This is a genomic window from Vibrio sp. 10N.286.49.E11 (assembly GCF_041469505.1).
Lineage (GTDB): Bacteria > Pseudomonadota > Gammaproteobacteria > Enterobacterales > Vibrionaceae > Vibrio > Vibrio crassostreae_C.
The window spans coordinates 13,830-26,919 of the sequence record NZ_JBFRKQ010000033.1 but is presented as its reverse complement, the minus strand read 5'-3'; the positions used below and the strand labels follow the sequence as shown (position 1 = coordinate 26,919).

The window sequence follows — 13,090 nt, the reverse complement described above, 5'->3', positions numbered from 1 at the left end:
GATTTCTAGCACACTCTGTCATTTATAAGCCCCAGCCGAAAACAGACGTAACCAAGGTTTGGTGACCAAACTTTGGTTACGCAATAAACTATTGATTAAAAACAATTTACTGGCAAGCCAATCGCGTAAAAAAGGGTAGTACTCGAATCCTCGAACTGCAAAACACAGGCAACAGCACAATTAACACGCGACGCTATTATTTTTATTTACTTTCAATACCTTACCTAGTGGCTAAACCTTAGTGACTAAGGTTTAGTCACTAAGGTTTAGTCACTAGGTATTTAACATCTCACAACAGGCTGATATCTGTTTTAGTATTAATTAGTAAATGAAATACTAAAGTGCATAAGAACTACTTATTTTTAACCGCTGACACGGTCAGACTCTTTGCATTAAAACGGTAGTTTATGTACACATCAAAAAAAACACTATAAGCCACTGTTAATATTTAAATAAACCACAAAAAACACCTCATAAAAACGCGTTTTTTTCCAACTTTTTGGCGTATTTTTTGTGATATGAATCACTACTACGCTCAAATCATTGCGCATCCAACTCATCGAGTAACAATTGACGAAGGTAGGTATCACGAGTGTCTGCATCACTGAACCTGTAGATGGCACTTTCGAAGTCTTTCATACTGTCCACTATCTCTATCTGAACCTCAGCTCTAGTCAAAGCAGTATAAATCCACGCATTATCCATCATTGAACTACTAGTTAGTGGCACGACTATTCGCTTGAACTGACTCCCCTGAGCCTTATGCAAAGAAATGGAATAAGCGAGCTTGAGTGAATCAAGCAGGTCAACTGTTAGCGGAATAATCTCACCTGTATCTATGAGTACATCAACTAAACTAATTTCCCCGTCATCCGTTTCTAGCTTGGGTTTACCAACATTGAGTAGCTTCCCTAAAGTTCCGTTTTGGACACCGCGATCCCAATTGTTCTCAACAAAGATAATCGGGTCATTTTCACGTATATCTAGGCAGTTGGCAGTACCGTTGATAACAAACTCAAGCCTCTGCCCATGGGGATTGTAGCGTTGCTGACAGAGGGTATTAATTGCATCAATGCCACCATACATAGCAGAGATAACCTGCGTCTCAGTCGCATTTTCAGCATACAGGTCAGTGACAAGATTATTGATACCCTCCGAAGCACACGAATGAAAGACGATATTTTCATTAAACATGCCAGAATCAGGCACAACCCGTTCGACAATGCGCTTGGTGAACTCAGGAATACCAGTGCTGCCCTTCTGGCGTTTTACAATGTCTAGCGTAACGGTAGGGACGACAATTACCGCCTCATGAAGCACCAACCCAGCGGAAATAGGAGCTAACTGTTTAGGGTCACCAAACTTTGGTCGTTGAACCTCAATTACGACTCAATTGATCATTAGTAGCTAATGCCTTGGGTGTACTTTTAAATAGTGAGTGGTAGTACCCGGTCATGAACTACAACTCTATTGATTACGAGACTGAATCTCTGGATTTAATTACAAACGATTAAGCAAAGCTCCTTAATCGTTTGGTTTTCCCCTCGGAACGGGATTGAGACAAGACTCGAGAACTTGTTGAGTGCACTGATGGCGCTGACATTTGACGATGTGAGTTAACCATAAATCATGAAAAAGCATCACCGTGCTACCAAGTACACAAAATGTGTACTTGGTTATTTCTCATTTATACCAAACAGTTACCACATATACACAAAATGTGTATCTTAATATTCACGGTGATTTTGATTGGCAATGGGGAGCTATGCAGACAAAGATTATATGGTTTAATCATCTAGCTGCTTAATCGTTGATAACTAATGGAATGGATTTGCCATTGCATAATACGAAGCAAGCTGAATTATCCAGAATATTGAACTGTGCAAATAATAAACAATCCCAAATTGCTCTAACAAACTTTGTGGTCACGCAACTTCTTTCAGCGTTTCCAATTCATTTAATAACAGTGGGCGAAGGTAAGTATCACGAGTATCAGCATCGCTGAACCTGTATATGGCACGTTCGAAGTCCCTCATACTACCCACTATCTCTATCTGAACCTCAGCTCTAGTCAAAGCAGTATAAATCCACGCATTATCCATCATACTGCTGCTGGTTAGTGGCACGATAATTCGCCTGAACTGACTCCCCTGAGCCTTGTGCAAAGAAATGGAATATGCGATCTTGAGTGAATCAAGCAGGTCAACGGTTAGCGGAATCATCTCGCCAGTGTCAATGAGTACATCAGCTAAACTAGTTTCTCCATCATCCGTTTCTACCCTAGGTTTACCAACATTGAGTAACTTCCCTAAAGTACCGTTCTGGACACCACGATCCCAATTGTTTTCAACAAAGATAATAGGGTCGTTTTCGCGTATATCTAAATAGTTAGCAGTGCTGTTCATAACGAATTCCAGCCTCTGTCCATGTGGGTTGTAGCGCTGCTGACAAAGGCGGTTAATTGCATCAATGCCGCCATTACCACCATACATGGCAGAAATGACCTGAGTTTCAGACGGATTTTCAGCATATAAATTGGTTACGAGCTCGTTGATATCCTCAGAGGCACATTGATGAAAGACGATGTTTTCATTGAACATACCAGCATCAGGTACAACCCTCTCTATGATTCGCTTGGTAAACTCAGGGATACCAGTGCTGCCCTTCTGCCGTTTTACAATATCTAACGTCACGGTAGGGACGACATCTACCGCCTCATGTAACACTAGACCTGCCGAAATTGGCGCTAACTGCTTAGGGTCACCAACTAGCAGAAACCTTACCTGTGATGATGTATTACTCACCAAACTAAACATTGTTGCCAAGTCGACCATCGAAGACTCATCAATCACGATTAGGGCACGCTCGCCTAAAGGATTTTTTTCCAAACCTTTCAGGAAGCCCGTGATAGTTTGAGCTGGATACCCTGTAGCCTCATTGATGCGCTTGGCTGCCCGACCACTAAGCGCCATTGCTCGGATGTCAGTACTTAGAGCCTGATAAGCACGAAGTACGACATTGAGAACCGTCGTTTTACCAGTACCAGCACCACCTGCAATGATAGACAACCCATGGGATAAAGCACTTCGAACCGCCTCGTTCTGCCTGTCAGTTAGTGGAAAAGTCTGCCCCTCCAAAGCTTTACCTAAGGCATAGTCGTAATGGTGCGTCCAAATCGCTCGTGTAGCTAATTTCGCAAAACGACGTGCCACAGTTTGCTCCATAATCCACTGTCCGATGCTATGGTAATAACCCTTGTCACTCATGATAAAGGCGGTATTTTCATAGCCTGCCATCAGCGCTTGAGCAGCCAACTCCCTAGTACCCAGAAGCGCTTTCACGTGCGGCATCAGGTTCTCATTCGTGGACACCGTGTGCCCCTCATGCATTCTTACCAGCAACGCCTGTTCAACAGCCCCTCTCAGCCTCACATAATCATCTAGAGATACTCCGAAATACTCTTGTGCGAGCAGGTCAGCCTGAGGAAACTTAAGTCCAAAACTAATCAGTCTATAAGGGTCATCCTCTATGGCGTGAATAGCATTTACCTTGTGGTATTTAATGATATTCCGCGCAATGCCTGAAGGTATCTGGTGCCTGTCGAACCATGCAATTTGCTTGAGGTTTTCGTATCGTTCCCACCCTGAAACCAGAGCCTCAGCAGCAGCCTCGGTTACCCCTCGAACAAACGTAAGCTTCTCAATATCTTTATTTTCTAGAAGCTGATAAACCCCTGTTTGATATTTAATCCAAAGCTTTCTAGCAAGCGTCTCACCCAGACCGATGAAATGTGGCTCTTTGGAAATAAAGTGAGTAAAGAGATTTTCGGTTTCAGGGATTATAAGACGAACACTCTTAGCTTTAATGAATACATCAATAAGCTGAGCACCACCTCTAGTCACCTCTGTTGTCGTGGTCTCTTTAGCACTGACCTTCCATATTTGCCCGATTACAGGCTCTACAGGCATATCAATATCCTGAATTCTAATGCGGTAGTATTTGCGAGCCGAAACACGGTCACCATGACCATCAACTGCAACAGCGCCTAGAACATAAGCATCTTCCGTTTCATACCCCATAGACGTAATACGAAATAAACCTCGACCTTTCTCGTCTTTCATCGAGGAAGCACTCCTGTTCCAGCTAGCACCTCAGAAAGCTCTTCATATCGCTCAAGACGCTTCCGTAACCTACCAATTTCTGCATCCTTGTCCAAACACTTCTTTTTAAGGCTCTCTAGCTCAGTGCTAAGGCGTTTAAGCTGTTTCAGTGACTGGTCGTAAGGAATATGCTCCTCCAACTCTTTAGGGGCGTTCTCACCACCTTCTGGGTTAAACCCCTTTGGTGCTACCTTTAAGGGTGCCAACTGCTTTTTATCCCTTAGCTCTTCCTCCCAAGCTATCAAGGCTTTTTTAACAAGGGGGTTGTCATTCAAGGTACTTTTAGCAATACCTACACGCTTAGAGACTTCAACCCTATTTAGTCTTGCACCACGACTCATTGCAGCAACATCAACAGCAGACTGAGTTTCTTTCCACGACATGAATTTAGCCAAGCTCTCATCAGCTTGAGAACCTCGTTCTTGATTGGTCACTTTGCTCATTAATCAACCACTCACTTATCCTGTTTAGTTGGTAATGGTTCGTTTAGTTGCTCAATCGTAATTCCATGCTGAGTCGCATTGTACAACCAAGTATGGAATTGCTCTAAAAGCTGGCTGTTTTCAACTTCAAGCCGCGCAATGGTTCGCTTGCGTGCTTCCAATTGGTCAGCCGCAGCCTTCAAACTAGATGGTAAGTGTCGATTACGAGCAGCAACAGCCTTAGGAGAGTTGCCTGAAACAAGCGCTTTAACCTCGGTAAAAGCATTCTTTATACGAGGTTGTTTCTGCAATGTCTGCCTAGTGGTATTGAGCCTGTAATCATGTGCAACAGCATCGACCAACCTATCCCATGTAAGCTTGGAGTCCACAGGCCAGTCATCTAAAAGTTCACATACGTTACTAATGTCTTTGTCTGTTAAGTGCTTAGCCACAACAATCAGTCCTCGAAAAAGTCCATACAATCCATATCATCCAAAGCCTCAAACAATTCGTCATCTGTTGCCTGAGGGATACTCTCAACACCAATCAATTCATCAACCGTAACCTTCTGAGCTTCAGTCGCCTTGATTCGTTGAAAGTTTTCTATTTTAGGCAAACGCTTTTTGCCATTTGCATCCATTGCTCGATCCAGTTGAGTTACATCCTCTACATTAAGGAGCCTAATGAGAGAGCCATCTTCGATACTTTGGTCTTCCATCATGGTAAGCAGTTGCTCACAGCGCTCTGTAGTCAGTTTCCTGCGCTCATAAAACTGCGTAGCCCCCTGCACACCATCATCAACCGCTCTTTTGTCCATCTGGAGCAGCCTCTTTTCATCTTTTAGGCGCTGACGAATACGCTCACATTTGCCGTCATCTCCCTTTTCACAAACTTGCTTGTCGCAGTTGATACAGTCGCGATATTTCGTGCAAGGCTCTGCCATGTAAGACGTCACACACATACCAAATTCGTTCGTGTGCGCTGTCAGCGCCGCTTTAGTATTCAGCTCTTGGAGCGTCCGTGGGGTCGCAACCTGCACCTGAATTTGCGTCGTCCCTGTTGTTGGGTTCTCTATCAAACCCTGAGAAACAAGTTCTGTTTCTCTGTCTTCAATAAAGTCAGCACTATACTCCTCAGGAGTTGTATGGTCATACCAACGATTATGTCTCGGATCACTACGCATAGCCCAATTAGCCCGTTGCTCACCATCCAACCCATTCACGGCCCCCAAAGTGTCGAGCAAGTGCCGAATCTGGTGTGAGGTTATGACAAAGTCTCCAAGTCCCCAACGTTGGAAAATTGAAAGCGCTCCTGTTAACAGTTCGCCTGTTTTCTTGCTTTTCTTTTTCGTCGGCGCAAGGTCTGTGTTTAACGTATTAATGGTCGGAATAAACAACCCAGTTGAAATGTTTGATTTTGTTGTATCTAAGCCGTTTGCAAACCCAGCATATAAAGCCTCAGACCACTTGACTTTTACATGTCCACCACCGTTCACAAACGGTATGTAAGGAAAACCCTCTGGAAGTGCTTTTCGAAGGATTACATTCAAATCTCGGAGCGTAACTAGATAATCTTTTCGCTCTACCCCTTTACGTTTTAGAAACTGGTTTCTAGACGTTCGCCACTGTTTGAGATTCCTTTTATCAGAAAGGTCGCCATACATGGACATATTCAGCCCAAGAGCCATTGCAGCCTCATCCATCGTTAAGGGCTGGTCTTCCGAGACGTTCGGGCAAAGCTCATGCCTTGGAAAACACGAACTATTTTCTAACAGCTTTGCCAACTTACGTGCAGGCTCGGACTGCGCTCGTAAACGCTCTACAGCAACATCCACAACGCCGTACATACATGAGGGTATCCACTTATGAGCATGACCAAACCCTTTTCCTGAATACCACTTTAGGCCTTTAATTTGGATGGTTTCAGTAAGGTCTAGCTCTTCATCATTGTCGTTTTTCTTATCCTGAAAGTCTTCGGTGACATTCCCTGACTCGTCAAGAACAGCGCTCTCGGTAGTCTCTAAAACAATATCGTTCTCTTTTTGGAATTTAAGGATGTCCTTCACATCTTCCACAGTGAACCCATCCATCTTAAGCACTTCCCAAACTTTTAGTTCATCGGTATGAATAGGGTCGGAAAGCAAGTATAACGGCTCAGATCCACGATTTGGGGCAGCCATCAACAAGGTCATGGTAGAAGTCGTGAATATATCTCGAGGGCTTAAGTCTTCAGTTTTTTGTGCATTAACAGAGGCAAGAGCTAATAGTGCATTTTCATCAGGCATTTTGTCCTGACGTCTCTTATCCGCATCATCACCCGTTGCATTCTCAGCAGCTTTTTTGAGTCCACTTTTCCACTTAAATGAAGATAGTAATTTGTATTCCACCAAAAACTTGAGTAGCAAGTTCAAGCCCCGTCCCGCACCATAGCGCGTGGCCTCACTCAAATTCTCTTTGATTGCCTTCTCTGCACCATTAAAGTCTTGGGCTGTAAGTTTAGTGACATCAATATCCTCTCCTTCATGGAGCTTTAACCAGCTTGCATTAATTGCACGCAATGCTTGGAAGTTAGTATTCCCTCCCCCACAATAGGTTATATAGGCTTTCGCGAATGGTATTAAAGACTTATCTAACAAATCTTCGGGCTTTTTTTTTCGGCTATTTGCACCGAAAACAGCAAAGTTGCCCACACCACCCCAATAGTGACTGTCATAGTCATACTTATTGTTAATAGGAGCGATTTGACGACCTAACTCAATAAAATCAGATAAGTTTTTTTCATGGTCAAGCTCATGTCGAGGCTTAAAAATCAGTACATCAGCCATGATTATGCTCCTTACACAATTGAATTACTTGGCATACCGCTAGAATGGCACGGTCATTGATAGTCACAATTTGCATATCATCATTCGTATCAACCTTTAATCGTTCCCGTTCTTCGACTAGCCACTCAAGGATAAGGTGGTGCGGAGCATGTGCCCATGGGCGAAATTTAGGGCATAAATAGCAAGCGATAGGTGCATAATCTTGACAAAAACTGTTTGTACCACAGGAGCCAACATCGCAGTCTTTTTCTCGACAAGGAATACGTGCCGCACCTGCGTTTTCTGCATTGGCTTCATCCTCATCTTCAACCAGTTTCCCTGCAAACGCTGAAGCATAACGAGCCAGTGGTTGGTTCATGATTTTGGAGATATGAACGGCATGTTCAGGGGCGTTAGCAACATATACTTTTACATTTTGCGTATCAGAATGGTCGAGCAAATTAGCAATTGTTAACGTACCAGCTCCCTCCCTAGCTGCGCGAGTGCCTAGGGTATAGCGAAAACGGTAGCCCGTTGACTTCAAAGGTTCACCAGTTCGCTCACTGATGATTTTCAGCTTTTTAACCGCGCTGTTGAGCTTATTGGTCAGGTTGCTTGTTTTGATATGTGGTAGCTCGGATTTTAAATAGTCCATTAACGAGTTGGGGGCCATCGATTGAACTTCCTTAATGGTCCCAACATCGATAAACAGTGGCAGCTCACCTTTTTCTTCAAGTGTCATCTTACGACCAAGGGCGTCTTCCACTTTAGCTGCCTGCTCATTGATATGTAGCTCAATAACCTGTGCTACCGAGTTAACTAAAGCATAAGGTTTTAGTTTACTTCGGAACTTCCCTCCACGAACTTTTGCTTTAGGGATCAGTACCACATACATTGGAGCATCCGTATATTTGGACGAATAAGAAAAGTCTCTGCATTTTATGGATGCAATTTGGGTAGCACGGCGACCCGACGCTTTAAACATCGATAGGCAAGCATATTCATCAATTCTCAACTCACCCTCGGCATACCGATGAGCAGCATGTAAACCAATAGCTTCAAACTCTAAATCACTAAATGGCCCAGTTTCAGGGTCAAGGGTCAGGACGGCAACCCCTTTATCATTGCCACCTAAACGCCATTTGTCTGTCAGCTTAAAGACCGCATCATCGATATGTTTATCCAACCCTAGAAACCGCATCTGTCGGAGCATTCCTCTTACGACCGAAACCTTGTACCACTCCTTCTTAGGTAGCCCGTTTTTAAAGGAAGCAAACCCCTGCTCAGTTAAGTTATTTTGACCTGTAACCGTTTGATAAAGCTTAAGGTGTGTCGCTATGTTAGCCGTGTGTTTTGCTGATGATGTCTCAGCATAAAACACCAATGCTTCCCGAATATCTTCTTGTAACGGATGAACAAAAGAGTCCAAAAAGTCTACCGCTACAGTCACATCCCGATTAAGTGTCCACCTGCTAGATAAATAATCAAACTCAAAGCCATTGTGTGACATTGAGATCGTCACCTTGCTATCGTTAGCAAGACCAGAATTCGTAAAATCTTGATTCAATTTATTATTCCCCAGTCCAGAGGTCTTCATCGCGCTGCTGAACGATTGAGCTTATATTGGTTGAGTCTTCTTCTTGCATCTCTAATGCCATATCCATTGCACGTTTGTCATCAAAGCGCTTGGAGTAGCGTTGTGCCATCTTTGAACCGTCTGACCACCCCATCAACTTTCGCCTATCAAATTCTGATTTCGCTTCCGTTGTTTGACCTGCCGCAATGCGTTTATCCGCAAAGTGACTAAACCTATCATTCCATGTATGACGAGCCGCATGAGGGTGAACCCTAAAGCCAACTACCTCAGAAATCTCACGGAAAATTTTATTTACCTGAGCCAAGGACAAAGCGGTATTGGTTTGTATTTTATGGTGATGGGTAACGAACAAATACTCGATATGTTCAGAGCCAGTGGCATTTGGGCGGTGATAGATAAGGTAATTTTCATACATATCTACTAAACGTTTATCCATTGGAACAAATCGCCCTAGCGTCTTTGCTTCAGGTCTGTGTTTACGTTTGTCCCCCTTGTCCGTTTTAGAGCGGATCATCAAGAAGTGGCGACCATCTTCGTTACGCCTTCTGACATCTGATTGATTGTTGTCTGTTCTCACTCTAACTTTGAGCAACTCCCCATGCCGACAACCAGTACCAAAAAGCATATTTACGATGAGTTGATTTCTATATCGAACCGATTCCGATTTCCAAGGGTTTTCTGACGAGTCAGGGTGAACAACATCAAGCACTCGTATTTCTTCAATTGGCTCTAGAGATCGCCAATCCCCCCAGTCAAGAGCTTCATCACTGGTGCCAAATTTGTTTCCTCTAATTTTTTTTAGCTCAAACTCCGCAGTGGAGTCTTCAAAAGGAAATAACTCTTCTTCCAGCCAGCCAATAAACTGTGCAAACACAGTTAATCGGTTGTATGTCGTGTGTGGCGAGATGTCGCCCTCTGGGTTGACGACTATATTAGCTCTCGCCGTTTCAACTTTATTTTTCTTGATACTCACAACATTAAAAGATTTATGTCTGGCCACCATCTCGCGGAATGATGCGACTTTAAACCCTGAGTGTTTCTTGATGTTCTCAAACTCTTTCTTTGTCAAAAAATCACCAGTCTTGCATCGTTCGATGAGGTCGATTTTTTCAAACTGACAGATTTCTTCTAGAAAGCAAAGATGCTCAAAAACACGATAGCAGGTGTTACTTGCTTTAGACTCATTTCGGTAATGCAGGGTCACGAAGAGGTTGTGGTAAGGCAACGGCATACCATTCTCATCTAAGAGGATTGAGTAGCTCTCACCACTCGACATTTGAAACTTTCTTATATTCATTCTCATCCTTAAACCAATAAAACGTTACAAAAACACAAGGTAACACCAAAGCTTAATATGAATATAAAAAAAGTTTACAGAAGTTGCAACACTCACTGTAAACTTTCTCTCACAAAGCCTTGTTATTATTGACTCAAATCATCAAACTTAACAAAACTAGGTCTCAGGTAACCGTCAAAATGGGATGTCATCATCAAAATCCATTGGCGGCTCATTATATTGAGGTTGAGCCTGCTGAGGAGCTTGTTGAGGTGCTTTTGGCTGCTGTTGAGCGGGAGCACTGTATTGTTGTTGCTGTGGCTGCTGTGGCTGACCCCAACCACCTTGCTGTTGGTTGTTACCCATGCCACCTTGAGCAGGAGCACCACCTTGAGCACGGCCGCCAAGCATTTGCATTACACCATTGAAGCCTTGAACAACCACTTCAGTTGTGTAGCGATCTTGACCGCTTTGATCTTGCCATTTACGTGTTTGAAGTTGACCTTCAATGTAAACTTGAGAACCTTTACGTAGGTACTCACCAGCAACTTCCGCAAGCTTGCCAAACAGAGCAACACGGTGCCATTCTGTTTTTTCACGCTGCTCGCCAGTTGCTTTATCACGCCATGACTCTGACGTTGCAATGGTAATGTTCGCTACTGCGCCGCCATTTGGCATGTAACGAATTTCAGGGTCATTACCTAGGTTACCCACTAATATAACTTTGTTAACTCCACGGCTAGCCATGATTTGCTCCGTCTAAATTCATAGTCTCAGAAAATTTTAGCGCACAAGAATAGCATGCTTTTCTGCAGTGATAAATCGCATTCCTATTCTCTCCTCACTACAAAGAATAAAAACGTAACAAATCATGATATTCAGAGCGATGTTGCTTTTTTCTCCACTTACAAACCACTCATTTACTTTGATAATTGATATTCAACGCAAGTCACTATCAAGGCGCTAGAGAAGCTAAAGCCTGCATGACAACGTGGAATCTAATCCCACTCAAACAGGACGTTTCAATGAGAAAATCAAGATACGCTCGCACTTTACACTTTCTGTGCATCGACCCAAACGATACCTATCTACATGTAAAAGAGATAGAAAAGCATTTATCTATTGTTCTCTACAAAATGACACCCGACGAATTAATGCTAGTTGATAGAAAGCGGAGTAACCGGATCTTGCTCGTCGATTACAGAGAGGTACCACAACTACTGATTATTTGTCCTAACCTGACTGTTATGTGGAAAAATCACGAAATCATTTTATTCAATGTCCCCCAGCAACTTCCAACCTCAGAGCTTCTTACCTATGGGGTACTAAAAGGACTCTTTTACAACACTGAACAAAAGGACAAGATTGCTCGTGGTCTTCAAGAAGTCATTGATGGCGATAACTGGCTGCCAAGGAAGGTAACCAATCAACTGTTGTTTTATTATCGCAATATGGTCAATACCAACACCACACCAACCAATGTTGATTTAACCATTCGTGAGATCCAGGTGATTCGCTGTCTTCAATCCGGGTCTTCAAACACACAAATCGCCGATGACTTGTTTATTAGTGAGTTCACGGTTAAATCTCACCTCTATCAAATATTCCGTAAGCTTGCGGTAAAAAATAGAGTTCAAGCGATAGCATGGGCAAACCAGAACCTGCTTGCATAATCGACCCACCTCTTAGTCTGACGATAATTTTGAGGGAAGCTCTAGTAAACCATGGCTATTGTTGCTGAATTTTCTACATAACTTATGCTAGAGTTGCCCTCAGAAATATCAACCACTCAGGTTGAATCAATAATTATTATAGATAAAGGGTCTTATCATGATCAAAAAGTGCCTTTTCCCGGCAGCTGGTTACGGTACACGTTTTTTACCTGCAACCAAGTCAATGCCTAAAGAAATGATGCCTGTAGTAAACAAACCTCTGATTGAATACGGTGTAGAGGAAGCTATCGAAGCTGGTATGGATGGAATGTGCATCGTTACTGGACGTGGTAAGCACTCGATCATGGATCACTTTGATAAAAACTACGAGCTTGAGCACCAGATTAGCGGCACCAATAAAGAAGACCTATTGGTTAATATCCGTGAAACGATTGAAGCGGCAAACTTCACCTACATTCGTCAACGTGAGATGAAAGGCCTTGGCCATGCTATTTTAACGGGTCGCGAACTTGTAGGCGATGAACCGTTCGCAGTAGTACTTGCTGATGACCTTTGTGTGAACGAGCAACAAGGCGTGCTAGCTCAGATGGTTGCGCTATACAAACAGTTCCGCTGTTCTATTGTTGCTGTACAAGAAGTTCCAGAAGAAGAGACTCACAAGTACGGTGTTATCTCTGGCGAAATGATCAAAGATGACCTTTTCCGAGTTGATGACATGGTAGAGAAGCCAGAGCAAGGTACAGCACCAAGCAACCTAGCGATCATTGGTCGTTATATTCTGACTCCAGATATCTTTGAATTAATCGAGCAGACAGAACCAGGTAAAGGCGGCGAAATCCAGATCACTGATGCATTGCTAAAACAGGCAAAAGCAGGCTGTGTATTGGCTTACAAATTTAAAGGCCAACGTTTTGACTGTGGTAGTGTTGAAGGCTATATCGAAGCAACAAACTACTGCTTCGAAAACCTATACAAGAAAGACCAGCAGCAAATCGAGCTAGGTAAACACTCGACCAAGAAAGAAGCATAACGACAGGTTAATCACTAACGTTACTGATTTTAGAAAGGGCGACTCTTTGAGTCGCCCTTTTTGTTTACTGTTTTTTTATCCAGTAAAACTTTGCACAAATCTCACTCTATGTAATACTTTAGCCACTTA

At 43.2% G+C, this 13,090-nt stretch carries 10 protein-coding genes; 2 read left to right on the top strand and 8 right to left on the bottom strand.

From position 1 onward, the window contains the following. Positions 1 to 540: 540 nt before the first annotated feature. The 8 genes from AB4167_RS06615 to AB4167_RS06580 all read right to left on the bottom strand — a co-directional run bounded on the left by AB4167_RS06615 (position 541) and on the right by AB4167_RS06580 (position 11,005). Positions 541 to 1,209: an ATP-binding domain-containing protein gene (locus tag AB4167_RS06615; protein ID WP_372136323.1), complete on the bottom strand. Its 669-nt coding sequence runs from the start codon at positions 1,207 to 1,209 to the stop codon at positions 541 to 543. A gap of 716 nt (positions 1,210 to 1,925) precedes the next feature. Further along, the gene (locus AB4167_RS06610) at positions 1,926 to 4,121 is read right to left on the bottom strand and encodes an AAA family ATPase (protein WP_372136322.1); all 2,196 of its coding nucleotides are present in this window, start codon (positions 4,119 to 4,121) and stop codon (positions 1,926 to 1,928) included. Then, entirely contained in the window at positions 4,118 to 4,603 is a 486-nt protein-coding gene (locus AB4167_RS06605) for a VPA1267 family protein (RefSeq protein ID WP_372136321.1), read from the bottom strand. The genes AB4167_RS06610 and AB4167_RS06605 overlap by 4 nt, the downstream gene beginning before the upstream one ends. 11 nt (positions 4,604 to 4,614) lie before the next feature. Further along, positions 4,615 to 5,034 (bottom strand): hypothetical protein, encoded by a 420-nt coding sequence (locus tag AB4167_RS06600; protein ID WP_372130335.1) that lies wholly within the window; start codon positions 5,032 to 5,034, stop codon positions 4,615 to 4,617. A gap of 5 nt (positions 5,035 to 5,039) precedes the next feature. Next, positions 5,040 to 7,406 (bottom strand): integrase, encoded by a 2,367-nt coding sequence (locus AB4167_RS06595; protein ID WP_372136320.1) that lies wholly within the window; start codon positions 7,404 to 7,406, stop codon positions 5,040 to 5,042. Continuing rightward, positions 7,399 to 8,982: a site-specific integrase gene (locus tag AB4167_RS06590; RefSeq protein ID WP_372136319.1), complete on the bottom strand. Its 1,584-nt coding sequence runs from the start codon at positions 8,980 to 8,982 to the stop codon at positions 7,399 to 7,401. The genes AB4167_RS06595 and AB4167_RS06590 overlap by 8 nt, the downstream gene beginning before the upstream one ends. Continuing rightward, a complete protein-coding gene (locus AB4167_RS06585; RefSeq protein ID WP_372136318.1) occupies positions 8,957 to 10,279 on the bottom strand; it encodes a tyrosine-type recombinase/integrase in 1,323 nt (440 codons plus the stop codon). The genes AB4167_RS06590 and AB4167_RS06585 overlap by 26 nt, the downstream gene beginning before the upstream one ends. Positions 10,280 to 10,453: 174 nt before the next feature. Further along, complete coding sequence (locus tag AB4167_RS06580) at positions 10,454 to 11,005, bottom strand: single-stranded DNA-binding protein (RefSeq protein WP_017062970.1); 552 nt, start codon at positions 11,003 to 11,005, stop codon at positions 10,454 to 10,456. Between the two features lie 278 nt (positions 11,006 to 11,283). Between AB4167_RS06580 and AB4167_RS06575 the strand changes: the two genes are divergently transcribed. Further along, complete coding sequence (locus AB4167_RS06575; protein ID WP_029235092.1) at positions 11,284 to 11,931, top strand: LuxR C-terminal-related transcriptional regulator; 648 nt, start codon at positions 11,284 to 11,286, stop codon at positions 11,929 to 11,931. A 157-nt stretch (positions 11,932 to 12,088) separates the two neighbouring features. After that, positions 12,089 to 12,961 (top strand): UTP--glucose-1-phosphate uridylyltransferase GalU, encoded by an 873-nt coding sequence (gene galU / locus AB4167_RS06570; RefSeq protein ID WP_017061340.1) that lies wholly within the window; start codon positions 12,089 to 12,091, stop codon positions 12,959 to 12,961. The last annotated feature ends 129 nt before the right edge of the window (positions 12,962 to 13,090 follow it).

Coding starts and splice junctions, on each gene's coding strand:
- AB4167_RS06590 (WP_372136319.1), bottom strand. CDS start 8,982: ATGAAGACCTCTGGACTGGGGAATAATAAATTGAATCAAGATTTTACG.
- AB4167_RS06580 (WP_017062970.1), bottom strand. CDS start 11,005: ATGGCTAGCCGTGGAGTTAACAAAGTTATATTAGTGGGTAACCTAGGT.
- galU (WP_017061340.1), top strand. CDS start 12,089: ATGATCAAAAAGTGCCTTTTCCCGGCAGCTGGTTACGGTACACGTTTT.
- AB4167_RS06610 (WP_372136322.1), bottom strand. CDS start 4,121: ATGAAAGACGAGAAAGGTCGAGGTTTATTTCGTATTACGTCTATGGGG.
- AB4167_RS06595 (WP_372136320.1), bottom strand. CDS start 7,406: ATGGCTGATGTACTGATTTTTAAGCCTCGACATGAGCTTGACCATGAA.
- AB4167_RS06575 (WP_029235092.1), top strand. CDS start 11,284: ATGAGAAAATCAAGATACGCTCGCACTTTACACTTTCTGTGCATCGAC.
- AB4167_RS06605 (WP_372136321.1), bottom strand. CDS start 4,603: ATGAGCAAAGTGACCAATCAAGAACGAGGTTCTCAAGCTGATGAGAGC.
- AB4167_RS06585 (WP_372136318.1), bottom strand. CDS start 10,279: ATGAATATAAGAAAGTTTCAAATGTCGAGTGGTGAGAGCTACTCAATC.